Origin of the sequence: Chroococcus sp. FPU101, assembly GCF_017312365.1 — a bacterium.
Taxonomy (GTDB): domain Bacteria; phylum Cyanobacteriota; class Cyanobacteriia; order Cyanobacteriales; family Microcystaceae; genus Chroococcus.
Window position 1 is genome coordinate 174,810 of sequence record NZ_BLJI01000005.1, and the last position, 25,076, is coordinate 199,885.

Genomic DNA, 25,076 nt, shown 5'->3' on the forward strand with positions numbered 1-25,076 from the left:
GTTAGTCGCTATTCACTTTTTTTCTTCGTCTAAAGCATTTTTTAACATTCGGCGTAATAAACGTTGGATTGCTAAATGTTTGCCTGGTTTGACTTTAGTAAGAGTTCGTAAGACTAAATCATCTTTGTGCCAATTTTCTAGACCATCAATGTAAGTAGCTTCAAGAACATCGAAACATTCTTGTTTTAATTGTTGTCCGACTTCTTCAATGAGGTTGTAGGCACGGTCTAAATCAAGATTATGGGGTATGGGGACTTCAACTTTGGCATAGATATACTGTTTAGAATAGTTAATTACCGAACCGATTTCCCCATTGCGGATAATCTGAAGTTGACCATCAGGATGTCGAATCTGTGTTGTTCTCAGTTCAATCGCTTCCACAATTCCTTCAACAGTTCGTTCTTCTAATTTTCCTGCTTCGATATAGTCACCAACTAAATAATAGTTTTCAAACAGAATAAAAAAACCGCACACAATATCATTAATCAGATTTTGCGCCCCAAAACCAACGACAATTCCGACAATTCCCGCACCTGCGAGTAAAGGTGTTGGATCAAGACTGAGCAGTTTTAGAATAAAAATTCCTGCAGCAAAGTAAATCGTATATTTTAGAATACTTTTGAATAATGGGATGATGGTTAAGCGTCGTTGTCGTTGTAAATCAGTTAAATTATCGGTTTGTAAAATTAAATCTTCTAAAATGACATTACTAATCTCGATCGCTACTCCACACAGAAAATAAATTGCAATCATAGCTATAATTTCATCAGCATAATTCGCAATCCACGCAATAAAGTCAATATCTTGAATAATTAAGGACGCAATTCCCACATAAAGAACATATTCTAAACATTTCTTTAGTGCAGGCACCAGATGGCGAAAGCGTTGATAGTGTCGTAATAGGCTATCAGAATTAGCATACTGTAGGCTCAAACCATCTAGTGTATCAATGATCGTAGAAAGAGCTAATGTTAGCATTCGTCCGACAGCAATAGCTAAATAAGCTTTCAGAATAATATATAAGTATTTTGGAATGAAATTCGGTAAATCTAAAAACTGAGTGCAAAGACTGATGGCTAAAAGCCAAAGACCATTACTCAGTGTTTTTTTGAGATCATTAAAAAATACTTCAATGCTTTGATCATTGGCAATAATATGATCGTAGTTCTTGGCAAAATTGCTACACCAAATTAAACATCGTTCCAGTAAAGGTATGCTGTATTTCACCAGAAACAACAACATCACACTTTTAGCGATACCAGTCGCCAGATCTATCCAAAATTGTCTAGGAATACGATTGATTAAACCCAATTGAAAATCTAAAACGTTTTTATTTTGATAAATCAAGACGCTATTAACAGCAACAATCAAAAAGCATAAACCCGAACAGACGAGCAATAATAGTAAACTCAGATTTTGACGAAGTGTCACTAGCTTCTGAGTTTTTTCTACTGGCCATGATCGGGTAATCGCTTGAAAGCCAAGTTTAACAAACTTATTTAACACTGAAAAGATAAGAATCAAAGAGCCGACTTCAGCGATCGTGATTAAAATATTCACAGGTCATCTAGTCACTGCCTTAACGGTATTTGTTTTTTATAACATTTTGAAGGTTTGATCTTTAATTCTTGACAAATAATATATTTTATGCTATTTGCTTTTAGAACCACGATAAATCCGTTCCGATTGTTCTAGGGGTAATCTTTCATGCCCTGGAAGTTGAGAAGAATTTCCGTTAGGAGAGGTAGATTTTTCGGGTTTTAGCTGTGCGATATTTCCTAGTGGTAAATTTTGAGATTTTTTAGCTCTTGTTTTGGTGGTCTTAAGTTTTTGGGGAGAGGGTTGGGGAGATGAAGGTGTTTCGGTTGGAACTTTAAACGTTGATAGTTTTGGTAAAACACAGCTTGGATGTAGATTATATTCGTGTTCGAGTTCAGAAAGACGGCTTTGAGGTGGCACAAAATCGTGTTGAATTGGATCATAGGTTAACACTTCACCTGTTTCAATGCGATAGATCCAGCCATGTAAAGAAATTGCGCCACTGTGTAAGCGAGAACGAATAATCGGATAAGTTTGGATATTATCTAACTGATTCAAGACATTTTCAGCGACCGTAATATCGATTAATTCTTCGCCTTCGAGTTCTTTATAATTATCCCTAACGATTCTACGGGTTGCTTCTGCCTGTTGTAGCCAATTATAAACCAGAGGCATTTCATTAGCTAAAGCTTGTAATTTCAGAAGACCCTTCATAGCTCCACAGTGAAAATGACCACAAACAATAATTTGATCGACTCCTAAAGCTTGGATCGCGTATTCGATCGTTGCACCTTCCCCTCCATTTGTGGCACCATAGGGAGGAATGATATTACCAGCATTGCGGATAACAAACAGTTCACCGACTCTTGCTTGAGTAATGAGGTTAGGATCGATGCGAGAATCGGAACAAGTAATAAACAAAATTCTTGGACTCTGTCCGTGTGCAAGTTCTTCAAAGAGTTCGCGGTTAAGACTAAAATAGCTTGCTTGAAATTCCCTTAAGCCATCTAAAAGTTTCTTCATATTCTAAGAAATGCTAATACTTATTTTTCAGCATACTTTAATTCCTTACAGCATTATTCATCATCACGAACCTTTTGTATAGAGACTGGAAAATATATTTTATTGGATAGTAAAAATCATGGCTAAATTACAACAGCGTCGCAAAGAAAATATTTCAGGTAATTTTTATGTAGATGAGACCTGTATTGATTGTGATACTTGTCGTTGGATGGCACCCGAAATCTTTTACGAAGTTGGAGATCAATCGGCGGTTTATCATCAACCTAGCAACAGTATAGAAGAATTACACGCTCTCCAAGCTCTGTTATCGTGTCCTACCGCTTCTATTGGTACAGTTGATAAACCCAAAGATATTAAACAGATTCAAGAAAGCATCCCGATTCTAGTTTCTGAAAATGTTTATCATTGTGGATATCATGCGGAAAATTCTTTTGGTGCAGCTAGTTATTTAATCGTGCGTCCTGAAGGTAATATTTTAGTCGATTCTCCCCGATTCTCGCCACCTTTGGTTAAAAAAATTGAAGCAATGGGAGGAATAAAATATCTTTATCTAACCCATCGAGATGATGTAGCCGATCATCAAAAATATAGAGAACATTTTGGCTGCGATCGGATTTTACACCGAGACGAAATCAATAGCGGTACCAAAGATGTAGAAATTCAACTGACAGGGGATGAACCCTATTCTTTGAGTCGTGATCTATTAATTATTCCCGTTCCAGGGCATACCAAGGGTCATACGGTTTTATTGTATGACAACAAATACTTATTTACAGGCGATCATCTCGCATGGTCAGACGCACACCATCATCTGTATGCTTTTAAATATGCTTGTTGGTATTCTTGGTCAGAATTAAAGAAATCCATGAATAAATTAGCTTTCTTTCGCTTTGAATGGGTTCTGCCTGGTCATGGTCGTCGTTATCATGCTGATGCTACTACGATGAAAAAAGAAATGCAAATTTGTTTAGATTGGTTAAATAAGAATTAGTAATTAACCGTAGGGGTTTGGTTGCCAAACCCTTTACAGTCATCAGTAAATACTTACCAAAGAAATGGGTCTAAAGCCCCGTCCGTAACTGACGGCTTTAAAATAATATATTGCTCTTCACAATTCAATTTGTTATAATTAATTTATCCTAAGAGTTTCAGCGTAAATGTTTGTTTTAGAGTTTAAAATCAAAGCTAAACAACAGCAGTGCCAAGCGATAGACGATGCGATTCGTACATCTCAGTTTATCCGTAATAAATGCTTAAGGCATTGGATGGATAATAATAGTGTGAATAAGTACGATTTATCCGCTTATTGCAAGGTTTTAGCTCATGACTTTAAATTCGCAAATGAGTTAAATTCTCAAGCCAGACAAGCATCTGCTGAAAGAGCATGGTCTTCGATTTCCCGTTTCTTTGATAATTGTCAAAGACAAGGCTCGGGAAAAAAGGGATACCCACAGTTTAAAAAGTTTTCTCGTTCTGTTGAATATAAAACAACTGGATGGAAACTTTAAACTATCAATTTTAGTGATCAGAAAGGGATTGGAACGCTTTCTCTAAAAGGTACTTGGGATTTAGCCCATTTTAAAGAGTCTGACATAAAAAGGGTTAGGCTAGTTAAAAGGGCTGACGGATATTATTGTCAATTTGTTCTTTCTTGTGAGATTAAAGAAGATGTTAAGCCATCAGGTAAATGTCTTGGGTTAGATATTGGATTATCTTCTTTTTATACTGACCACGAGGGCAACAAAATAGATAATCCCAAATTTTTAAGAAAGTCAGAGAAGCGTTTAAAACGACTACAACGAAAACTTTTCAAGAAGAAAAAAGGATCATCTAATCGTAAAAAAGCTAGACAGAGATTAGCCAAAGTTCATCTTAAAGTAAGCCAGCAACGTAAAGACTTTGCTGTAAAACAGGCAAGGTGCGTAGTTCACTTCTCAGATGTGATAGCCTACGAAGATTTAAGAATTAAGAACCTAGTTAGAAATCATTGTCTAGCTAAAAGTATTAATGATGCAGCATGGTATCAGTTCAGGGAATGGGTAGAGTATTTTGGAGTTAAATTTGGTAAAATAACAATTGCTGTGCCTCCTCAATACACTTCTCAAAATTGCTCTAGCTGTGGTGAAATTGTGAAAAAGGCTCTATCTACAAGAACTCATTTTTGTCCCTGTGGATGTATGTTGGATAGAGACGAAAATGCAGCAATTAATATTTTAAGAAAAGGTTTAAGTACCGTAGGACATACGGGATCTCAAGCTTGGGGAGAGAATACCTCTACTTTTTCAGAAGAAATTTTGTTAAGGCAAGTAGTCTCTGTGAACCAAGAATCTCCGCCGTCTAGAGCGTGAGAGTGTCAAAGAACATTGAAAAGAATAAATACATAACGGATGCTCAGAATCTCTCGCAGTTTAGATTTAAAAAATAGTAAGTAACTGTATCAAATAACAAACCGTTGTAAACATTTGATACAGTTATTTTGCTAAAGTTAACAATTTATCAAAAAAAAGTTAATACTTTTTCATTAATTTATGTAGGTTTTCTGACAAATAATGCAGAGAACATTTATAGCAATTGATATAATGCTAGAAAGAAAAACTTCAACCGAATTTGTAAAAACTGATCTGATGAGTAAAGATTTGATGTTGTTAGATATGCCAGACTCGATCAGAGTATAGCTATTAAGTATACTTACCTAAAAAAAAAGAGGGAAACATTAAAATAAAAACAAGATTTTAAAGGTTTCTCCCATTTCTCCTGTTATCTATTAATAAAGGAGAAAAAATAACGCATTAATAGCGACGGCAACATCCACCCATCTAAAAAAGCCCTACTACAAAAGCGAGGAGAGTAAATAATGAAAATTGCTGTAGCCAAAGAAAGTGATCTAGGAGAATTAAGAGTCGCACTGGTACCCGAAATTGTCGCCCGTCTCGTCAAACAAGGGTTAGACGTGATGGTACAAACGGATGCAGGTACTGGCTCATTTTTTACGGATGAAGCCTATAGTAACGCAGGTGCCACACTCGTTAGTGATCCTAGAACGCTTGCTCAAGAAGCCGATATCGTTCTTAAAGTTTCTCCTCCATCGGAAGACGAGATCAACACTCTCAAACCAGGAACCGTTTTAATTAGCTTCCTAAACCCCTTGAGAAACCCCGAACGGATCAAACAATTAGCCGATAGACAAATTACGGCTTTTAGCATGGAATTGATCCCACGCAGTAGCCGCGCCCAGAGTATGGATGCTTTATCTTCTCAAGCTAACATCGCTGGATATAAAGCCGCCATTTTAGCCTCCGCTTATTTACCTAAATTATTTCCGATGATGACGACAGCAGCAGGTACCATTCCCCCCGCTAAAGTTCTCGTCTTAGGGGCAGGGGTAGCAGGGTTACAAGCGATCGCCACAGCCCGCCGTTTAGGTGCCGTCGTCGAGGCTTTTGATATACGTCCCCAAGTCAAAGAAGAAGTTCAAAGCGTCGGGGCGAAATTTATTGAAGTCAATATCGAAGAAGATACAGTGGCACACAATGGTTACGCCAAAGAAGTTAACACCAATACCCAAGATCGCATCCGCGAAGTGTTAACCGAACACATTAGAAAAGCCGATGTCGTCATTACAACCGCACAGGTTCCGGGTAAAAAAGCCCCCATCCTCGTCACCGAAGATATGGTTAACCAGATGAAACCAGGTGCAGTTGTTGTAGACTTAGCCGCCGAACAAGGTGGAAACTGTGCCTTTACCGAACCAGGCAAAAACATTAATCACAACGGTGTCACCATCTTAGGAACTTTAAACTTACCCGCTTCAGTTCCCACCAATGCCAGTCAAGTTTATGCCAAAAACTTACAAACTTTAGTTCAATACATCATCAAAAACGATATGTTAAACCTCGACTTTGAGGATGACATTATCAATGATTCTTGCATAACACATAATGGCGAAATACGCAACCAAAAAGTTAAAGATGCTCTAGCGGTTGCTGTGTAAAGTTTGTCCAGATTTACCCCTAATAAATGCTTTATGAGTCCAGAACTTTTAACAGGTTTAGTTGTCTTTGTCTTAGCCTCCTTTGTTGGCTTTGAAGTCATTAATAAAGTGCCACCTACTTTACATACTCCCTTAATGTCGGGATCGAATGCCATTTCAGGTATTGCGGTTGTTGGGGCGTTACTCATTGCAGGTACACAAGACTGGAATATTACTTCATTACTTGGTTTTTTTGCCGTTATTCTCGCCACGCTCAACGTTGTTGGCGGTTTTCTCGTAACGGATCGGATGTTGCAAATGTTTAAGAAAAAGGAAGCTAAATAGATGAATAATACTCTATTGACTGGAATTGAATTATCTTATCTTGTTGCAGCAGCCCTGTTTATTGTCGGCTTAAAAAAACTAGGATCACCCGCTACAGCCCGTCAGGGAAATGTCATTGCCGCCGTTGGGATGTTAATTGCGATCGTAGCAACCTTGATTAATCAAGCGATCGTCAGTTATGAATTAATTATCGTTGGTATTGTGATTGGTTCTCTTATTGGTGCTATTACCGCCCAAAAAGTAGCCATGACAGAAATGCCTCAGATGGTGGGTATCTTCAACGGTGTTGGGGGTGCAGCGAGTGCTTTAGTTGCCGTTGGTGAATATTGGAGACTCTTGGATAAGGGCGCAAATATAGGGTTTGATGCCGTTCTGATCGCTATTTTAGGAATTTTAATCGGTGGCGTTACTTTTACAGGTAGTATCCTCGCTTTTGCCAAATTACAAGGCTTAGTTAGTGGTAGCCCTGTTACATTTCCTTTTCAACAACAGTTTAATGCTTCTTTATTACTTACCTTTTTAGTGGGTAGTGTTTATCTGTTCATTCATCCCGCTTCACCAGTCATTCTCTTAGCTTTAGTAACTCTTTCGCTGGTGTTTGGGGTGATGTTTGTACTGCCCATCGGTGGTGGTGATATGCCCGTTGTCATTTCGCTGTTAAACTCATTTTCGGGAGTTGCGGCGAGTATTGTCGGGTTTATCCTATACAATAATATGCTAATTATTGCGGGTGCTTTAGTCGGTGCGTCTGGTTTGATTCTGACACAAATTATGTGTAAGGCGATGAACCGTTCTTTAGCCAGTGTTCTGTTTACTGCTTTTGGTAGTGAAACATCAGGTACAGGCAGTGGTGAGACAGCAACCGATAAAACCGTTCATGCGATCGATGCTGAAGAAAGCGCAATGATGTTAGGCTATGCTCGTAATGTCGTAATTGTACCGGGTTATGGTATGGCAGTCGCACAAGCTCAACATACCATTAGAGAATTAGCCGAACAACTTGAAAAAATGGGTGTAGAAGTTCGTTATGCAATACATCCTGTTGCGGGAAGAATGCCTGGGCATATGAATGTACTATTGGCTGAGGCAAATGTACCTTACAATCAACTCTATGATATGGATGATATTAACCCAGAGTTTGAAAGAACGGATGTCGCTTTAGTTATTGGTGCGAATGATGTCGTTAACCCTGCGGCACGTCATGATCAAGCCAGTCCCATTTATGGTATGCCTATTCTAGAAGTCGATAAGGCGCATCATACCATTGTGATTAAACGGAGTATGAAGAGTGGTTTTGCAGGCATCGAAAATGAACTATTTTACGATGATAAAACCTTTATGCTCTTTGGTAGCGCACAAGATGTTGTAGCGAATTTGGTTTCGCAGGTTAAACAATTACAGTAATCGTAGGGGTTTGGTCATCAAACCCTGACAGTAACATATTTATAGGGTGGGCTTGTGGCTCACCTTTTTTATATTAATTGTTTGTATGCCGCCGTTCCGTGTACACGCACTTGTTAGAACGGTAGCACTTACTTAATGATTCAAAAATAAATAACAGAATGAGCGGTTTCACCTTTTCCTAATTTTTCACGTAATAAGTCGGCTCTCTCATGTGATGCTTCAAGTTCAAGTCGTGTATTCTCTTTTCTGAGTTTAAAACGTTGACTACGGTGAGTATTAATTATTTGTGTTAAGACAGCAAATCCTGCTCCACTTAATGTAAATAAGCCAGTCAATACTGCAATTGTAATGGGATCTCGAAGCATCTATTCCTCGGAATCAAAAAAAAATTCATAGCTGACTTTTTTAGATGGAGTCTAACGGCTATGTTGAGCGGCGGCTAGTATCCTTTGCATCCTCACCGAGATCTCTCGCCCGTCTGCTCCAACGTGTTGTTAGACCGGGCTTGCGCGATAAGTTTACAACTTGTCTACCGCTTTCTGCTTGCTGCTTCTGCAAATCAGCAAAGATAGCTTTCAAGTCATGATTAAATGAACGAGAGTATTCTTCACGAATTCTGTGGATCTCTTCTACAATCTCATCTTGAAACATAATCAACCTCCAAGAAGTTCATAAGGTGTGCAAAGAATTGGTAGCTCGTACCCAAAATCAAGACTAATTTCTGCCAATTTCCTCTGAATTTGAGCATTGGCAATGTGCTTGCAGTTCCATGTGAGTAGGTAATCCATACCGTGAACCGTTGCGGCTGCGATATGAATAGCGTCAACATCGGCTTTTGGCGGAAGGTTACTGCGTCCCAAAAATTGCTCTGCTAGATCAAGCACAGATTGGTTCAAATCGAGTAGTGCAAGATTGCGAACAATTTCCAGCCGTTGGGATGCGATCGCGACATCTCCCTGAGAGGTTTCTTTCACAACAGCTTGAGAGGAGTAGAGTTGGAAGTCACTGCGGCGCGTATCCCACCATTCCCTGGTTATCTCGATATTGGCAGCCACAACCAAATCTCTGCCAGGTCGAGCAGTCAGGTAGCCTAAAATACTGGTTTCAAGGTAGACAGTTTCCACTCATACACAGTCGATCATAAGTTCTTCGATTTTAACTCATCGCATCGCTTGTCGTTTTGCTATCGCTATTATTGCCTATAAAACAAATCAAAGTCTGACTCTTTTTTATAAGGTCTAACGTCTCAAATCAGCCGCTTCCAGCAGTCGGCTGTAGCGGTTTGTTGGGCGCGTTATGGTTTTACATTTGCTTTGATGATTGCTCGCAACTCATCAACTGAAAACGCAGGTTCTCTTTTGTGCAACATTGCATGACAATTGGGGCAAACTGGAAGCAGATCTGCAACTGGTGATGAACGTGGATAAAGTTTGTTCCTATTTCACCAAAGACATTTTGAAAATTGTAACCACAAATTGAGCAATCATAGCCATAATGTTTCAAACAATCTTCACGGGCTTGAGGGTTGCGTTCGTAAACATTGACGGTAATTTGGTGCTTTGCGCCTTCAAGCAATTTCGCTAAATTCTGTATCTCTTCTGGTGACTGCCATGCTAAACTTTGAGAAGATAAATTTTCAAAATCAATATCCCATAAACTAGCAAGTTGTTGCGCCTAATTCGACTCCAGAAAATTGATCGCAAATAATCTGGACAAGCCTTGCCATTTGTACTCGTTATAAGGCTGTACACGCTTTTTCCACTTAAGGCTCAAAATTGCGTCTTTGGAAATTAGGGGTAACTTTATATTGATGTAATTAGCAGGAACCCTGTGGGTAAAAAGAACTCTATTTGCCGATAATTCTTCTTGCCAAATCAACAGAGCATTTGCGTCAGCTTCAAACGGATTTCCTGAAACTTCAAAAACTCCAAAGCACGTCAAGGAATTTTTCTGTGTGTTATCGCGGATAAAAACCAAATCGCCAACGTGTAGTTTGGCTATACTTCCTTTTGCTCCGGCATTGTTAGTGGAGAACCCCAACAAACCTTCAACTTTTGAAATCTCAAAGGCTTGTTGGTTTTGATATGTACAGACAAATACTCTTTTGCTTATTGTGTTAACCCGTCGTCGTTGTGGCTGGCGACAAACTTAGTATTCCCAAGCAGTAACATTTATTCCAGACAGAACAACTAGTTATTACATAGAAACTTTACTGTATATTATTCCAATACGGGGTGATATCTAGATAATTTCTGGATATCTTTCCGTCTATTCAGACTTTAAAGCTCTATGAAAATTGATTTCACGGTGGTTTAAAAAACTATAAACAATACTGTTTCTGTAACTCTAAAAATTGTTGCGTTGCTTCATCGGAATTAATCGCTAATTGGGCAAATTCAACAAAACGCTTTAACTCTTTACGCAGTAAATTTCTTTCGACTTCCCAAGTATCGCGGTCTAATTCGGGCGGTAGAACAATCATATCAAATAAATCTGCTTGCGTTTTACCCGGATGAGGACGTAAAATTCGGCCCCGACGCTGAATAAATTGACGAGGATTGGCGGTACTAGCTAAAATAATCGCAGTTTGAATCGACGGTATATCAATCCCTTCATCTAAACAACGAATGGAAACTAAACCCTGTAATTCTCCACTGTCAAATTGTTGTTTGAGTTGTTCTCGTTCAATAAGTGGTGTTTCTGCTGTATAAGTATTCACTCGATAGCCTAATTGTTTGCCTAAAAGATAGGTTACTGCTTCGAGTTGACGACGATGATCTGAGGTTGATTGCTCTATTGATCCATCCCCACAATAAAATAAAGTATGATGAGTTTCTCTACGATTTTCCATGAGAACTCGTAAAGCTTTTAATTTATTCGTCGCTGCACCCACTAAACGCGATCGCTGCATTAAAAGAGATGTTAGAGTATCATTACCACTAAGACGATCATTTTTATTTAACGCCCAGCCAATTCGTTGAGTAAGTTTCGCATAATTTAAAGCTTCGGATTCAGTTAATTCCACAAAAATCGGATAATAACAGTAGGGAACTAAAGCCCCTTTTTGAATGGCATCAGCTAAAGTAAATTCAGGCTCTAAAATATCACCAAAATAATTTAAAACGACATCGGTACCCTCTTCATCAAAATAACGTTCAGGAGTAGCTGAAAGAGCGAGTCTTAAACCAATGGTACGCGGTAAACATTCCTCTAGACGAGGCGTTCCTAAATTATGAGCCTCATCACCTATCATTAGGGTTTTCGCTGGAAAAAACTTAAGCTGAGATTGAAAACCTTCTGTAATAAACGTTGAATTTGTTGTAATAACCGTTAAAAATAATTGATGACCAGAACTCAAATTATATAATTCATTCGATAACTGATTTTGCCAGTTATAAACACTCGTCATTGCTAAAATCGGTCTTAAATTAAAAATTTCACATTCTTTCGCCCATTGTGTTACCAGATGACGATAGGGACAAATGACTAAAAGAACTTGTAAGCCGATTTTTTGATACAATTCTGTGGTAATGGCTAAAGCTGTAATCGTTTTACCGCTTCCTGTCGCCATCTTTAAAGTGCCACGTCCTTGATTTTTGAACCAACTAAGAATTGCTGTTTTTTGATAGTCTCGAATTAAAATTGCAGGCGGAATTTTTGGATAGCCTGTAGGAGAAATCTGATAAAAAACTCTTTTTTCTGAGACTCGTTGAGACTGCCAAGATTTTAGATAATCTTGGGCTAATTGTTCCCAGTCAATTTTTATTTGAATCGTCATTGCTCAAATAAGCAAATAAATGAATGATGATAGATACAGCTAGACCAGCCAAAGAATAAATTCTCTGTCTTATAGTCCAAGTCAGTTAAAACCGACTCCTTAGATTCATAGTCTATTTTAATGGACTTAAGCTTTAAGACGTGAAAAATTTATTTCACAATAGTATCTTCTGTGATCTAAATCACCTTTACTCGTGATTAAAAACACAGACAACTTAGATAATCATCATTATTTTAGGATTAGGCTCTCTAAAAAATGGCGTTGAACAGTTATGGAAGTTCTAAGCTTTTTGAATACAGAAATAAACTTAAAAGACTTAGTTGAAGATTTATCTCATACCAAAAAACGTTATGTCAGACAAATAAAATTTTTTAGATACGATGATGGACAATTAGGTATCGCTATTTTTGATCCTAAAACGATCTACCGAGAGTGTTGGTTAGAAAATTTTAGAGTACCACATGAATACGAACTGATTTTCTCCCAAAGTGGTTTAACTCTGGGTGTAAAATACCCAATCGAATTATTTGGTATATCGTGTTTTCCCGCCAGTAAACCCGTTATTAATAATCCAATCATTAGCCAAAAATTAATTGAATCGATTTTTGCTCGCTTAAAAGACTGAAAATTAATTGAATCTTTAGGCGAAATGAAAAATATGTTAAGTGATGTACTCCCCAAGTCATTAAACCAAGATAAAAAGATCAGCATTGAACAGGCTAAGAGCAGATAGAATGATTGGGAAGGTCACGGGTCTGTCGTCGCACGGTGAGACCAGTGCGATCTTGGGGTCTCCCCAGGTAGAGCAACTGGCGAACCCGAAGGGCAGACCGCGAGATGACCGTATTGATATAGTATCACTCTACATAAATCGCTTATGCCACGTCGCAATGATATCAACAAAATTTTAATCCTGGGTGCAGGGCCGATCGTAATTGGACAAGCCTGCGAGTTCGACTATTCGGGAACACAAGCCTGTAAAGCATTACGAGAAGAAGGCTATGAAGTGGTTTTAGCCAATTCTAACCCCGCTTCAATTATGACTGATCCAGAAATGGCTAACCGAACTTATATCGAACCTCTCACCCCAGAAATTATCGCTCTAATTATCGAAAAAGAACGCCCTGATGCAATTTTACCAACGATGGGTGGACAAACGGCTCTTAATTTAGCGGTGGCTTTGTCTAAAAATGGAACTCTAGACAAATATAATGTAGAACTAATCGGGGCCAAACTCGAAGCGATCGAAAAAGCCGAAGATCGGGATCTTTTTAAGAAAGCGATGGCTAAAATTGGTGTTCCCGTATGTCCTTCTGGAATTGCTAGTAATATTGATGAAGCTAAAGCGATCGCTATTGAAATCGGTTCCTATCCTCTGATTATACGTCCTGCATTCACATTAGGAGGTACAGGAGGGGGAATTGCTTATAACCAGGAAGAATACGAGGAAATGGCGCAATATGGCTTAGATTGTTCGCCAATGTCGCAAATTCTGGTCGAAAAATCCCTAATTGGCTGGAAAGAATACGAACTCGAAGTGATGCGAGATCTAGCGGATAATGTGGTCATTATTTGTTCGATTGAAAACTTCGATCCGATGGGGGTTCATACTGGAGACTCGATCACCGTTGCCCCCGCACAAACCCTGACTGATAAAGAATATCAACGTCTTAGAGATTATTCTAAAGCCATTATCCGCGAAATCGGCGTAGAAACGGGTGGATCTAACATTCAGTTTTCCGTCAACCCTCTCAATGGCGATGTGATCGTTATTGAAATGAACCCTAGAGTATCGCGTTCTTCGGCACTTGCCTCAAAAGCGACAGGTTTTCCGATCGCTAAATTTGCGGCTAAACTGGCAGTCGGCTACACTCTAGACGAAATTAAAAACGATATTACCAAAAAAACACCCGCATCTTTTGAACCGACAATTGATTATGTGGTAACAAAAATTCCTCGTTTTGCTTTTGAAAAATTTCCTGGATCATCCCCCACGCTAACCACCCAAATGAAGTCAGTCGGGGAAGCAATGGCGATCGGCCGTACCTTCAATGAATCTTTTCAAAAAGCGTTAAGATCCTTAGAAGTGGGACGTATGGGGTTTGGTTGCGATCGAGATGAAACTTTACCCGCAGTTTCCCAAGTTCGTGCCTTATTACGCACCCCCAACCCAGATCGCGTCTTTACCATCTATCAAGCGATGAAGCTACGGATGACGGTAGAGGAAATTCACGAATTGACTGCGATCGATCCTTGGTTTTTGGATAAGTTAGAAGAACTGCTGAACGTTGAAACATTTCTTAAACAAACACCGCTTAAACAAATTACCTCTGAACAAATGCGGTATGTTAAACAACAAGGATTTAGCGATCGTCAAATTGCCTATGCCACGAAAACCAATGAAGATGATGTCCGCAACTATCGCAAAGATTTAGGTATTATTCCCGTTTACAAAGTGGTTGATACCTGCGCGGCTGAATTTGAAGCGTTTACGCCCTATTTTTATTCCACCTACGAACCCGATGAAACCGAAGTTGCACCCTCGGACAAACGAAAAGTCATGATTTTAGGGGGAGGGCCAAACCGTATTGGACAAGGGATAGAATTTGATTACTGTTGTTGTCATGCGGCGTTTTCTCTGAGTAATGCAGGGTTTGAAACGATTATGGTTAACTCTAACCCTGAAACCGTATCCACTGACTATGATACGAGCGATCGTCTCTATTTTGAACCTTTAACCAGAGAAGATGTGATCAATATTATCGAAGCGGAAAACCCCGAAGGTATTATTATTCAGTTTGGCGGGCAAACACCTTTAAAATTAGCTGTTCCTCTGCAAAAATATCTAGAAAGTCCCAATTGTCCTGTACAAACTAAGATTTGGGGAACTTCTCCCACCTCTATTGATATCGCCGAAGATCGAGAAAAATTTGAACAAATTCTTCGTGACTTAAACATAACTCAACCTGCGAATGGACTAGCCCGAAATTATCAAGATGCTGTCAGTGTTTCTAAACGCATTGGTTATCCAGTTGTAGTACGTCCGTCCTATGTATTGGGAGGACGCGCCATGCAAATCGTGTTTAGCGACGAAGAACTAGAACACTACATGACCTTTGCGGTAAAAATAGAACCCGATCACCCAATTTTAATCGATAAATTCTTAGAAAATGCGATCGAAGTTGATGTGGATGCCTTAGCCGATGGTACAGGAAAAGTGATTATCGGTGGCATTATGGAACACATCGAACAAGCGGGCGTACATTCGGGTGATTCTGCGTGTTCAATTCCCTATACATCCCTCTCTGAGACGGTTATAGAAACAATTCGTAACTGGACAATTCAACTCGCTAAAGCTTTAAATGTAGTCGGGTTAATGAATATTCAGTATGCGGTACAAGGCGAACAAGTTTATATTCTAGAAGCCAACCCACGCGCTTCTCGAACCGTTCCCTATGTCTCCAAAGCGACTGGCGTTCCTCTGGCTAAAATGGCTTCTCTAGTAATGTCTGGAAGAACCATCGAGAGTTTAGGACTGGCTGATGAGTGTATACCGCGCCATATTGCCGTAAAAGAGGCTGTTTTACCCTTCCAGAAGTTTCCTGGTGCAGATTTACTCCTTGGGCCTGAGATGCGTTCTACAGGCGAAGTAATGGGCATTGATAGCGATTTTGGAAAAGCGTTTGCTAAAGCCGAACTCGCCGCAGGGGTTCAACTGGCGACCTCTGGAACCGTTTTTGTGTCGATGAGCGATCGAGATAAAATGGCTACCATTCCAGTGGTGAAAGATTTAATTGAATTAGGGTTTAGAGTGGTTGCGACTTCAGGTACCCGTCAGGTTTTACAAGAAAATGGGATTGAAGGCATAGATGTCGTGCTAAAACTGCATGAAGGTCGTCCCCACGTGATTGACTGGATCAAGAATAATTGGATTCAGTTTATTATTAATACCCCCAGTGGTGAAGAACCTCAAGCTGATGGACGCATGATTCGCCGTACTGCACTAGATTATAAGTTACCGATTATTACCACGATCGCAGGGGCTAAAGCAACCGTCGCAGCCATTCGTTCCTTACAGACTTCTCCAATGGAAGTGAAAGCGATACAAGATTATTTGAAGTAGTGACACTTCTCAACAATGTGAATTTACATTTGTTTTCTAGAAGTTTATCTTGAAATCAATTTTCATGGGGCTGTTGCAATGATAGCCCCTCTTTAAAACAGACTTAGGACATGACTAAACATAAGTAATTTATACGCATAATGCAGTTTTTATGTCAAGCAGAATTATTCAACAAATCTATCAAAAACTGATGAGCGTCATTTAACTAAACAAGAAAGACAAGATGCTTTTCCATTTTTATAGTACAATAATCAGTTAGCTTTAAAAAGATTACATTAGGCTAAACAGCCTGTAGCTTTTTCTATTTTTTGGCAAAACATTAAAAAAAACATTCTTTTAAGAGATTTTAAACAGTTTTATGGATGAACGAGTTTATACGAATCTCAACGCTTTTTTGAAAATAATTTACTAACTATAAAAATTTAGAGGCAATTAATTAAATGAGCGTAAGAGGCAACAGCCAAATTGTAGAAATTGTTAAAAATGATGAAGCTAAACTTCTGACCGATTGGCTGAATGTACTACTGTCAGGTGGAGTCCGTCAAGATCTGATCAAAGAGTCGCAACTACGAAAAGAGTGTCAGGAATTTCTGGAGTTGTTCAAAGAAGCTTTAGAACAGGGGGACTCTAGTAATATCCATGCTTCAAACTGGAGCGAAGTTAGAGAAACACTAGCCAAACTCTCTCGCAACCGAAGCCAAAAGGGTTTTACCCCTAGCGAAACGGCAAATTTTATCTTCTCACTCAAACAGCCCTTATTTGAACGTTTACGTCAAGAAAACACTCAAGATAGTTCTACACGGTTTGAAGAAATCTGGCAAGTCACGACCCTTCTGGATCAGTTAGGGTTATGGACAACCGAAATCTATCTGAAAAGCCGTGAGGAGGTCATTTTACGTCAGCAAGAAGAACTACTGGAACTCTCTACACCAGTCGTACAACTTTGGGATGGGATCTTAGCCTTACCGATCATCGGTACTCTCGATAGTAATCGCACTCAAACGATGATGGAGTCTCTCCTGCAAGAAATTGTTGAGACGAAAGCCGAACTAGCCATCATTGATATAACTGGAGTACCGACAGTCGATACTTTAACCGCGCAGCACCTATTAAAGACAGTAACAGCAGCGAGATTGATGGGAGCAGAATGTATTATTAGTGGAATTCGTCCTCAAATCGCTCAGACGATCGTTTATTTAGGTGTAGATTTGAGTGACGTGGTAACGAAAGCTTCATTAGCAGATGCTTTTGCCCTAGCATTAAAACACCTTGGACTGAAGATTACTAAACGAGAGCCACACCGTTTCGAGATTGATGAGAGGTTGTAATGGAAAAAATTCCGCTTCTCCAAATGGGAGAATATCTGCTTGTAACCATTCAAATTGATATGCACGATCAATTAGCGATGACCTTACAAGAAGATCTGACGAATAAAATTATTGAGACTAAAGCTCGTGGGGTTCTCATTGATATTTCGTCCTTAGAGATAGTAGATTCTTTTATCGGAAGAATTTTGAGTAATATTGCCAAAATGTCGCAAATTTTGGGAGCGCGAACGATTGTTGTTGGAATGCAGCCAGCAGTTGCGATTACTTTAGTTGAGCTAGGTCTTTCTCTGACAGGGATTTATACTGCTCTCGATATCGAAAAGGGAATGTTGCTATTACAGGCTCAGGCGACTTCTTCAGAAAAAAGTCAGAAAAAATATGTTCGCAGGTAAAATGATGAGTATTGAAACCTCCTCAGATATTATCTTAGTTCGGCAAGCTGTACGTCAGTTAGCAGTTGAACTGAAATTTAGCTTAGTAGAGCAAACCAAAATTGTGACGGCCGCCAGTGAGATCGCCCGCAACACATTAGATCATGGTGGAGGAGGAACAGTCCAGGTAGAGGTTCTTGAGAAGGCTAACCGCCAAGGATTGAGATTAACTTTTGAAGATCAGGGGATGGGAATTGCCGATGTAGATTTAGCCCTCCAAGACGGTTTTACGACTGGCTCTGGATTGGGTATGGGGTTAAGTGGAGCAAAACGGCTAATGAACGAATTTGAAATTATTTCTCAGGTTGGGGTAGGGACTAAAATCGCCATGACGAAATGGAAGTGAGTTAATTGTGAATGAAATCATTCTCTTACCCATCTCAGAACTGAGCCAAGTGGGTGATGCGCGACGGCAAGCTTTAGCTTTGGTTAAAGATCTCGGTTTTAGTAAGATGAAACAGGGGCAGGTAGGAATTGTTGTCACGGAAATGGCTAGTAATTTGGTTTATCATGCTCATGATGGGACACTGCTGATACAAACCATTGAACAAAATCAACGCTTAGGGCTAGAAATTATTTCTCTAGACAAAGGGCCTGGCATTGAAAATATCAGTGAGTGTTTGCAGGATGGTTACTCGACCAAAGGGACGGCTGGTAATGGACTCGGAGCAATCAGCCGCCTCTCTAACTGTTTCGAGATCTATTCAGATTATCCAAAAGGTACCGCGTTGCTGGTTCAAATGTGGGATAGCTCTTCAGTCCTTAAAAACACTAAAGAGCGGTTAGTGATTGGTGGAATTTGTCTACCCAAAAAGGGGGAAGAAGTTTCAGGTGATAGCTGGGCTACCATTCAACAGCCTCATCGAACCCTATTCATGGTAGCAGACGGTTTAGGTCACGGTTTTCAAGCGGCTCAGGCATCTTTAGAGGCAGTACGGATCTTTCGAGAACAAGAAAACGAGAGTCCGAAAGCAATTATCGAAGCAGCACATCAAGCCTTACGGAATACGCGGGGAGCAGCTTTAGCGGTTACAGAGATCGATTTTGAGCGACAGTCTCTCCGTTTTGCGGGTGTTGGAAATATTTCTGGAGCGGTATTTACTGCTCAAGGAAATTACAGTATGGTTTCCTATAATGGTATAGTCGGGTACGAAATGCGTAAGCTTCAGGAATTCACCTATCAATGGCCTAAAGATGGGGTTCTGATCATGCACTCAGACGGTTTGACCAGTCACTGGCGATTAGATAACTATAGGGGTCTAGCCGCCAAGCATTCCAGTCTGATCGCTGGTGTACTGTACCGAGACTTCCATCGAGGACGGGATGACGTAACCGTGCTTGTAGCCAAGGAAAGGACTGAAGATGAATAGAACGATCCTCACCTTGAAGATTCACGCTGAGACCGATATCGTGCTTGCCCGACAGCGAACTCGGCAAATGGCTAAGTTATTGGGTTTCGATTCGCAAGACCAGACCCGAATTGCTACAGCCGTATCGGAAATCGCCCGCAACGCCTTTCAATATGCAGGTAGTGGAATTGTTAAATTTAGTGTAGATCAAGGAACGCCTCCCTGTTTTTGGATTACCGTTTCTGACTTGGGCTCAGGGATTGCTAATCTAAATTCGATTTTGGATGGGCATTATACCTCATCAACTGGGATGGGTTTAGGTCTAGTTGGCACTCGACGATTAATGGATCATTTTGAGATTGAATCTATCTTAAATCAGGGGACAACCGTACTACTTGGAAAAAATCTACCTAGAAAGACGGCACCAATCAACAGCGATCGCTTAGTAGAGATTTCAGGCGAACTAGCCAAGTTTTTAACGCAAAATCCGCTAGAAGAAATCCGACAGCAAAATAAAGAGTTACTTGATGCTCTAGCACAACTCAGAACGCGAGAAGAAGAACTGAGTCAAACCAATCAAGAGTTAGAAGATACGAATCGAGGCGTTGTTGCTCTATATACCGAATTAAATGAAAAGGCTGAATCTTTAAAGCGAATCAGCGATCTTAAAACCAGCTTTCTCTCTAACATGAGCCACGAATTTCGGACACCGCTCAACTCAATTCGATCGCTTTCTAATTTTCTGCTCAACCGCATGGATGGAGAACTGACGGGCGAACAGGAAAAACAGGTTAGTCTCATCCGCAAATCGGCACAGGAACTTACAGAATTAGTCAATGACCTTCTCGATCTAGCTAAGGTAGAAGCGGGGAAAATTGACATCTATCCCGCTCAGTTTACCGTAGGCGACCTGTTCGGCACTTTGCGGGGAATGCTTCGCCCTCTGTTGGCTCATAATAGCTCTATTTCTCTAAATTTTGAAGAGTCAGACGTTCAAAAACTTTACACAGACGAGAACAAAGTGGGTCAAATTTTAAGGAATCTGATCTCCAACGCTTTAAAGTATACAGAATCAGGAGAGGTTAGAGTAGCAGCTATTCAAACAGGGAAAACCATTACCTTCTCAGTCACCGATACTGGCATCGGCATTGCGCCAGAAGACATCGATCGTATTTTTGAGGACTTTGTTCAACTCGCTTCACCCTTACAAAGACGGATTCAAGGGACAGGTTTGGGGTTGCCCCTTTCCCGTCAGTTGGCTCAATTGCTAGGCGGCAACATTTCGGTGAGCAGTACACTCGGACGCGGCTCGACTTTTTCCCTAATGCTACCCATGATTTATCCCGATAACCAGCCAGAATCGGTCGAGTTTCCTCAAATCAACCCAGAGCGTCTTCCAGTTCTAGTACTTGAAGACAACCCAGAGACTCTTTTCACTTATGGAAAGTATTTTGAAAAGTCTCGCTATCAGATGATTGCTGCTTCCACATTAGAGCAAGCCGAAAAAGCTTTGCAATTGTTTAAATTCAGTGCGATCATCTTGGATGTTCTACTAAAAGAAAAGAATACTTGGGAGCTTTTAACTGTGATAAAGCATGACGAAGTTCTTCAAGAAATCCCCTGTTTAGTTGCCACCGTCATCGATAATGAAAAAAAAGCAGTGAGTTTAGGAGCCGATGCTTTTTTTATCAAACCTGTAGATGGATGGTTGCTGTTAAACACCCTCAATCGCTTGCTCAAACGAGAGGCGCAACAGACCATTCTGTTGATTGATGACGACCCGTCCTATCGATCTCTATTCAGGGAATGTTTGGATGGCACAGGTTTAAGTCTGATCGAAGCCGACAGGGGAAGTGAAGGTATCCGTTTAGCACAGGATAAACAACCAATTGCGATCGTGTTAGATCTGACCATGCCAGAAATGAGCGGAATAGAAGTTTTAAAAAAGCTGAAAGACGATCCGCTCACCTGTCAGATTCCTGTGGTGATCTATACCCTAAAATTGTTAGAGGATAGAGAACGACAACAACTGACTTGCTTGAGTGCCGCTATTCTTTCAAAGGAATTATCTCCACAGACGGCAGGGCTAGGAATTAGAGAAACTTTACTCCGACTGGGACTGCATTTAATGATGTAAGGAATTAAATATGTTTCAGGATTGCTCAATCACTGTTCTGCTCGTCGATGATAACGAGACTAATCGTTACATTATCGCTCATATGCTGCAAGATGCTGGATTTAATAGTGTCGAAGCGGCGACTGGGGAAGATGGTCTACAACTAATCAGCCAACAAAAACCTGATTTAATCATTTTAGATGTTAAACTTCCCGATCTCGACGGTTTTGAAGTCTGTAACGTCTTAAAGCCAATCCAAAAACGGCTTCAATCCCCGTTCTTCATCTATCGGCTAATTTTATCGGCAGTCGCGATCGTGCTAGAGAGCTAGAGAGCGGTGCTGATGCTTATCTGATCCAACCCGTCGAACCTGTTGAGCTAATTGCTACTATTAAAGCTCTACTGCGAATCCGACAGGCTGAAGCGTCTGCTTTGACCCTAGCGAGAGAATGGCAAACTACTTTTAATGCCATTCATGATGGAGTAGGTCTATTAAACGATGAAGGAAGATTTATCCGTTGTAACCATTCGCTGATCGAGCTTTTTGGTAAAAAATCATCTGATGAGCTAGTTGGGCATTTGCATCAAGATTTTATCAAACCGATGTTAGATGAAACTCAGGTAATTCCCTTCTATCACGCTCAACAAACTCAACGACGTGAAGAGCTTGAAATTAATTGGGAAGGACGCTGGTACTTCTTAACCATCGATCCTATCTATAACGACCTTTTTTTCACTGGTGCAGTCTTGATTATCGCCGATATCACCGAGCGTAAGCAAACTGAACTCCAACTACAAGAGCAAGCATGGGAAATGAACAAGTTAAATGTTTCCCTGACCAATTCCACCTCAGAGTTAGCTCAACGCAATCAGGAACTTGATCGTTTTGTCTACGTCGTCTCTCACGATCTTAAAGCTCCCTTGCGAGCCATCTCCAACCTTACACAATGGATAGAGGATGATCTTGCTGGACAATTGCCAACCGAAAATCAAGCGCAAATGGTTCTCCTACGCCAACGGGTGCATCGTCTAGAATCCTTCATTGATGGACTGTTGGAATATTCTCGCGTCGGTCGCACTGAGGACATTACCGAATCTTTTGATGTCGCTCAACTACTCGATGAGATCATCGATTCCCTCGTCGTCCCAGATACTTTCGTCATCGAATTGAACCAAATGCCGAAGCTGGTTACTAAACGATTATTACTCCAGCAAGTCTTTGCCAATCTGCTCAGTAATGCCATTAAACACCACGATCGCCCCGACGGACGCATCACGATTTCTGCCACTCAACTGGGGGACTACTATGAATTTGCAGTAACAGATGACGGGCCAGGCATCGCCGAAGAAGATCATGAAAGGGTCTTCGGGATTTTCCAAACTCTGACTTCGCGCGAAAAACGAGAGAACACTGGTATCGGTTTATCGATCGTTAAGAAAATTATTGAATCTGAAGGGGGTAAGATCGTCATTGACTCACAGTTAAATCAAGGTGCTACTTTTCGCTTCACTTGGCGCCATTAGTAAAGAGTTGCTGTCATCTTAATCTCTATTTCAAAGCCTTGGTTAACTTTCTTTAGTACAGATTTGATACTACACATTAATATAATGTCGTTTTCTAACGAATTCACAAAATTTATAAAAAGTCAACCGTATCATATCATATTTTTTGGTTCCAATAGTCACTAATTTGACTAGAGGAAAATCGATAATTTTTTAATTTCGATACAGGATATTAAGAAATTCTAAAAAAACTTTTAATCTGAAAATGAAATGCTATTTTTAATAGACATAGATTTTTGTTCTACGATTGTTTCTTCCCTAACGCTTCTTGTTTCTACATCACAAATTATTAGTAAATAATACCTAATTGTTTTAAGTAAAACTTAAAACTCTCAAGGCTTATGGGGAAGGTTCCAAAGTCAAAATGGAAGATGCTACAACAAATTTAGAACACGACAAAAAGCTAGAAATTAATACATCACGGCAGTTTGTCCCTTGGTTAGCCGAACAAAATATCAGTCTTGCATTTACAACCTATCAAGCAGGAAAAGTCTTTTTTATAGGCTTACAACCAAATGGGCAATTATCTGTATTTGAACGAACTCTCGATCGCTGTATGGGTTTATATACCGAGGGAAACTCCTTATATATCAGCACTCTCTATCAGCTTTGGCGGTTTGAAAATACTCTAGAAACTGGGCAAGAGTATCAAGATTATGATGCTTTCTATGTCCCGCAAATGAGTTATGTCACAGGGGATTTAGATATTCATGATGTCACACTTGTCAATGGAGAATTGATTTTTGTTAATACTCTGTTTAGCTGTTTAGCGACAGTTTCACCAACCCATAGTTTCATCCCTTTGTGGCAACCTCCTTTTATTTCTAAAATAGCCGCCGAAGATCGATGTCATTTGAATGGACTCGCAATTCGTGATTTTAAACCGCGCTATGTCACAGCAGTCAGTCAAAGTGACTTGGCTGAAGGATGGCGAGAACAAAGGCAAAACGGAGGTTGTGTCATTGATGTACAAAGCGACGAAATTATCGCTACTGGTTTATCGATGCCACATTCACCAAGATATTACCAAGAAAAACTCTGGTTACACAATTCGGGAACTGGAGAATTTGGATATATAGATATTAATTCAGGTGAGTTTAACCCTATTGCGTTTTGTCCAGGGTATTTACGAGGACTGGCTTTTAGTTCCGATTTTGCCATTGTTGGTTTGTCGAAACCAAGAGGAAACAAAACCTTTTCGGGGTTGTTGTTGAATGAAAGGTTAAATCAACAGAATGCGAGCGCTCGTGGCGGGTTATTCGTCATTGATTTAAACAGAGGTGATATTGTTCATTCTTTGACTATCGATGGGATAGTCCATGAGCTTTACGATGTGGTCGTTTTACCGAAAATTCGTCGCCCGATGGCAATTGGCTTTAAAAGTGACGAAATTCGACGGGTGATTACGATTGGGGAACATTCCACGATTAATTAATTATTGTATATAGGAGTTTATGTAATGGCTTTTCCAGCAGTCTTTCAACTATCGAGTCTTAACGGAACAAACGGCTTTATTCTTAATGGTGCAGTCGATTCCGTAAGCAATGCAGGAGATGTCAACGGTGATGGTTTTGATGATCTCATTATCGGCGATCTATATGGCAACAGTGGCGCAGGAAAAAGCTATGTGGTGTTTGGACGTAGTGGCGGTTTTAGTGCTAGTCTTAACCTTTCTACACTCAACGGAACAAACGGCTTTGCTCTCAATGGAATTAATTTTGGTGACGGCTCAGGGGGTTCTGTGAGCGGTGCGGGGGATGTCAACGGTGATGGCTTTGATGACCTCATTATCGGCGCAGAAGATGCCGACTATAATTCAGGACAAAGCTATGTCGTGTTTGGCAAAAGTGGTGGTTTTAGTTCTAGTCTTAATCTTTCTAGCCTCAACGGGACAAACGGTTTTACTCTCAATGGAATTAATTTTAGTGACGGTTTAGGCAATTCTGTGAGCAGTGCAGGAGATATTAACGGTGATGGTTTTGATGACATTATTATTGCCTCACCCTTTGTCAGCCCAGGGAACTATAGAGGTCAGAGCTATGTGGTGTTTGGTAAGAGTGGCGGCTTTAGTGCTAGTTTTAATCTTTAGACTTCTTGCAAAAGTCAG

21 protein-coding genes and 1 pseudogene are annotated in these 25,076 nt (G+C 40.2%); 16 read left to right on the forward strand and 6 right to left on the reverse strand.

The window, feature by feature from the left end; all coding sequences use genetic code 11:
• Nucleotides 1-12 precede the first annotated feature (12 nt).
• Nucleotides 13-1,560 carry a mechanosensitive ion channel family protein gene (locus CFPU101_RS07860; protein WP_206814777.1) on the reverse strand — a complete coding sequence of 516 codons (1,548 nt, stop codon included), beginning with the start codon at nucleotides 1,558-1,560 and terminating at the stop codon, nucleotides 13-15.
• 90 nt (nucleotides 1,561-1,650) lie between these two features.
• A complete protein-coding gene (locus tag CFPU101_RS07865) occupies nucleotides 1,651-2,562 on the reverse strand; it encodes a carbonic anhydrase (protein WP_206814779.1) in 912 nt (303 codons plus the stop codon).
• Nucleotides 2,563-2,680: 118 nt separating this feature from the next.
• Here CFPU101_RS07865 and CFPU101_RS07870 point away from each other — a divergent pair, with 118 nt between their 5' ends.
• The 5 genes and pseudogenes from CFPU101_RS07870 (at nucleotide 2,681) to CFPU101_RS07890 (ending at nucleotide 8,281) form a co-directional block, all read left to right on the forward strand.
• Nucleotides 2,681-3,553 (forward strand): MBL fold metallo-hydrolase, encoded by an 873-nt coding sequence (locus CFPU101_RS07870; protein WP_206814781.1) that lies wholly within the window; start codon nucleotides 2,681-2,683, stop codon nucleotides 3,551-3,553.
• A gap of 166 nt (nucleotides 3,554-3,719) precedes the next feature.
• Nucleotides 3,720-4,910: pseudogene (locus tag CFPU101_RS07875) on the forward strand (RNA-guided endonuclease InsQ/TnpB family protein).
• A 506-nt stretch (nucleotides 4,911-5,416) separates the two neighbouring features.
• The gene (locus CFPU101_RS07880) at nucleotides 5,417-6,553 is read left to right on the forward strand and encodes a Re/Si-specific NAD(P)(+) transhydrogenase subunit alpha (protein WP_206814787.1); all 1,137 of its coding nucleotides are present in this window, start codon (nucleotides 5,417-5,419) and stop codon (nucleotides 6,551-6,553) included.
• Between the two features lie 33 nt (nucleotides 6,554-6,586).
• Nucleotides 6,587-6,877 carry an NAD(P) transhydrogenase subunit alpha gene (locus tag CFPU101_RS07885; RefSeq protein ID WP_206814789.1) on the forward strand — a complete coding sequence of 97 codons (291 nt, stop codon included), beginning with the start codon at nucleotides 6,587-6,589 and terminating at the stop codon, nucleotides 6,875-6,877.
• Nucleotides 6,878-8,281 (forward strand): NAD(P)(+) transhydrogenase (Re/Si-specific) subunit beta, encoded by a 1,404-nt coding sequence (locus tag CFPU101_RS07890; protein ID WP_206814790.1) that lies wholly within the window; start codon nucleotides 6,878-6,880, stop codon nucleotides 8,279-8,281.
• 140 nt (nucleotides 8,282-8,421) lie between these two features.
• Here the strand turns inward: CFPU101_RS07890 and CFPU101_RS07895 are convergent, their stop codons facing one another.
• The 4 genes from CFPU101_RS07895 to CFPU101_RS07910 all read right to left on the reverse strand — a co-directional run bounded on the left by CFPU101_RS07895 (nucleotide 8,422) and on the right by CFPU101_RS07910 (nucleotide 12,059).
• The gene (locus tag CFPU101_RS07895; protein WP_206814791.1) at nucleotides 8,422-8,646 is read right to left on the reverse strand and encodes a hypothetical protein; all 225 of its coding nucleotides are present in this window, start codon (nucleotides 8,644-8,646) and stop codon (nucleotides 8,422-8,424) included.
• A gap of 58 nt (nucleotides 8,647-8,704) precedes the next feature.
• Nucleotides 8,705-8,932, reverse strand: a complete 228-nt coding sequence (locus CFPU101_RS07900) for a hypothetical protein (protein WP_206814792.1) — start codon at nucleotides 8,930-8,932, stop codon at nucleotides 8,705-8,707.
• Nucleotides 8,933-8,934: 2 nt separating this feature from the next.
• On the reverse strand, nucleotides 8,935-9,405 hold the full coding sequence (locus CFPU101_RS07905) for a type II toxin-antitoxin system VapC family toxin (protein WP_206814793.1): 471 nt from the start codon (nucleotides 9,403-9,405) through the stop codon (nucleotides 8,935-8,937).
• Between the two features lie 1,196 nt (nucleotides 9,406-10,601).
• On the reverse strand, nucleotides 10,602-12,059 hold the full coding sequence (locus CFPU101_RS07910) for a DNA phosphorothioation system restriction enzyme (protein ID WP_206814794.1): 1,458 nt from the start codon (nucleotides 12,057-12,059) through the stop codon (nucleotides 10,602-10,604).
• Nucleotides 12,060-12,330: 271 nt separating this feature from the next.
• Here CFPU101_RS07910 and CFPU101_RS07915 point away from each other — a divergent pair, with 271 nt between their 5' ends.
• The 11 genes from CFPU101_RS07915 (at nucleotide 12,331) to CFPU101_RS07965 (ending at nucleotide 25,058) form a co-directional block, all read left to right on the forward strand.
• Complete coding sequence (locus CFPU101_RS07915) at nucleotides 12,331-12,684, forward strand: hypothetical protein (protein ID WP_206814795.1); 354 nt, start codon at nucleotides 12,331-12,333, stop codon at nucleotides 12,682-12,684.
• Nucleotides 12,685-12,936: 252 nt separating this feature from the next.
• Nucleotides 12,937-16,182, forward strand: coding sequence for a carbamoyl-phosphate synthase large subunit (gene carB / locus CFPU101_RS07920; protein ID WP_206814797.1), 3,246 nt, complete (start codon nucleotides 12,937-12,939; stop codon nucleotides 16,180-16,182).
• Nucleotides 16,183-16,622: 440 nt separating this feature from the next.
• Nucleotides 16,623-17,510 carry an STAS domain-containing protein gene (locus CFPU101_RS07925; RefSeq protein ID WP_206814798.1) on the forward strand — a complete coding sequence of 296 codons (888 nt, stop codon included), beginning with the start codon at nucleotides 16,623-16,625 and terminating at the stop codon, nucleotides 17,508-17,510.
• On the forward strand, nucleotides 17,510-17,902 hold the full coding sequence (locus tag CFPU101_RS07930) for an STAS domain-containing protein (protein WP_206814799.1): 393 nt from the start codon (nucleotides 17,510-17,512) through the stop codon (nucleotides 17,900-17,902). The genes CFPU101_RS07925 and CFPU101_RS07930 overlap by 1 nt, the downstream gene beginning before the upstream one ends.
• Complete coding sequence (locus CFPU101_RS07935) at nucleotides 17,889-18,287, forward strand: anti-sigma regulatory factor (RefSeq protein ID WP_206814801.1); 399 nt, start codon at nucleotides 17,889-17,891, stop codon at nucleotides 18,285-18,287. Before CFPU101_RS07930 ends, CFPU101_RS07935 begins: the two co-directional genes overlap by 14 nt.
• 7 nt (nucleotides 18,288-18,294) lie before the next feature.
• Nucleotides 18,295-19,311 carry a SpoIIE family protein phosphatase gene (locus tag CFPU101_RS07940; RefSeq protein ID WP_206814804.1) on the forward strand — a complete coding sequence of 339 codons (1,017 nt, stop codon included), beginning with the start codon at nucleotides 18,295-18,297 and terminating at the stop codon, nucleotides 19,309-19,311.
• Nucleotides 19,304-21,427: an ATP-binding protein gene (locus tag CFPU101_RS07945; RefSeq protein WP_206814806.1), complete on the forward strand. Its 2,124-nt coding sequence runs from the start codon at nucleotides 19,304-19,306 to the stop codon at nucleotides 21,425-21,427. The genes CFPU101_RS07940 and CFPU101_RS07945 overlap by 8 nt, the downstream gene beginning before the upstream one ends.
• A gap of 10 nt (nucleotides 21,428-21,437) precedes the next feature.
• A complete protein-coding gene (locus tag CFPU101_RS07950) occupies nucleotides 21,438-21,737 on the forward strand; it encodes a PleD family two-component system response regulator (RefSeq protein ID WP_206814807.1) in 300 nt (99 codons plus the stop codon).
• A gap of 101 nt (nucleotides 21,738-21,838) precedes the next feature.
• A complete protein-coding gene (locus CFPU101_RS07955) occupies nucleotides 21,839-22,930 on the forward strand; it encodes an ATP-binding protein (RefSeq protein WP_206814808.1) in 1,092 nt (363 codons plus the stop codon).
• Nucleotides 22,931-23,333: 403 nt separating this feature from the next.
• Complete coding sequence (locus CFPU101_RS07960; RefSeq protein ID WP_206814809.1) at nucleotides 23,334-24,404, forward strand: TIGR03032 family protein; 1,071 nt, start codon at nucleotides 23,334-23,336, stop codon at nucleotides 24,402-24,404.
• A 24-nt stretch (nucleotides 24,405-24,428) separates the two neighbouring features.
• Nucleotides 24,429-25,058, forward strand: a complete 630-nt coding sequence (locus CFPU101_RS07965; protein WP_206814810.1) for an FG-GAP-like repeat-containing protein — start codon at nucleotides 24,429-24,431, stop codon at nucleotides 25,056-25,058.
• Nucleotides 25,059-25,076 lie beyond the last annotated feature (18 nt).

Coding starts and splice junctions, on each gene's coding strand:
- CFPU101_RS07865 (WP_206814779.1), bottom strand. CDS start 2,562: ATGAAGAAACTTTTAGATGGCTTAAGGGAATTTCAAGCAAGCTATTTT.
- CFPU101_RS07870 (WP_206814781.1), top strand. CDS start 2,681: ATGGCTAAATTACAACAGCGTCGCAAAGAAAATATTTCAGGTAATTTT.
- CFPU101_RS07880 (WP_206814787.1), top strand. CDS start 5,417: ATGAAAATTGCTGTAGCCAAAGAAAGTGATCTAGGAGAATTAAGAGTC.
- CFPU101_RS07885 (WP_206814789.1), top strand. CDS start 6,587: ATGAGTCCAGAACTTTTAACAGGTTTAGTTGTCTTTGTCTTAGCCTCC.
- CFPU101_RS07890 (WP_206814790.1), top strand. CDS start 6,878: ATGAATAATACTCTATTGACTGGAATTGAATTATCTTATCTTGTTGCA.
- CFPU101_RS07895 (WP_206814791.1), bottom strand. CDS start 8,646: ATGCTTCGAGATCCCATTACAATTGCAGTATTGACTGGCTTATTTACA.
- CFPU101_RS07900 (WP_206814792.1), bottom strand. CDS start 8,932: ATGTTTCAAGATGAGATTGTAGAAGAGATCCACAGAATTCGTGAAGAA.
- CFPU101_RS07910 (WP_206814794.1), bottom strand. CDS start 12,059: ATGACGATTCAAATAAAAATTGACTGGGAACAATTAGCCCAAGATTAT.
- CFPU101_RS07915 (WP_206814795.1), top strand. CDS start 12,331: ATGGAAGTTCTAAGCTTTTTGAATACAGAAATAAACTTAAAAGACTTA.
- carB (WP_206814797.1), top strand. CDS start 12,937: ATGCCACGTCGCAATGATATCAACAAAATTTTAATCCTGGGTGCAGGG.
- CFPU101_RS07925 (WP_206814798.1), top strand. CDS start 16,623: ATGAGCGTAAGAGGCAACAGCCAAATTGTAGAAATTGTTAAAAATGAT.
- CFPU101_RS07930 (WP_206814799.1), top strand. CDS start 17,510: ATGGAAAAAATTCCGCTTCTCCAAATGGGAGAATATCTGCTTGTAACC.
- CFPU101_RS07935 (WP_206814801.1), top strand. CDS start 17,889: ATGTTCGCAGGTAAAATGATGAGTATTGAAACCTCCTCAGATATTATC.
- CFPU101_RS07945 (WP_206814806.1), top strand. CDS start 19,304: ATGAATAGAACGATCCTCACCTTGAAGATTCACGCTGAGACCGATATC.
- CFPU101_RS07950 (WP_206814807.1), top strand. CDS start 21,438: ATGTTTCAGGATTGCTCAATCACTGTTCTGCTCGTCGATGATAACGAG.
- CFPU101_RS07960 (WP_206814809.1), top strand. CDS start 23,334: ATGGAAGATGCTACAACAAATTTAGAACACGACAAAAAGCTAGAAATT.
- CFPU101_RS07965 (WP_206814810.1), top strand. CDS start 24,429: ATGGCTTTTCCAGCAGTCTTTCAACTATCGAGTCTTAACGGAACAAAC.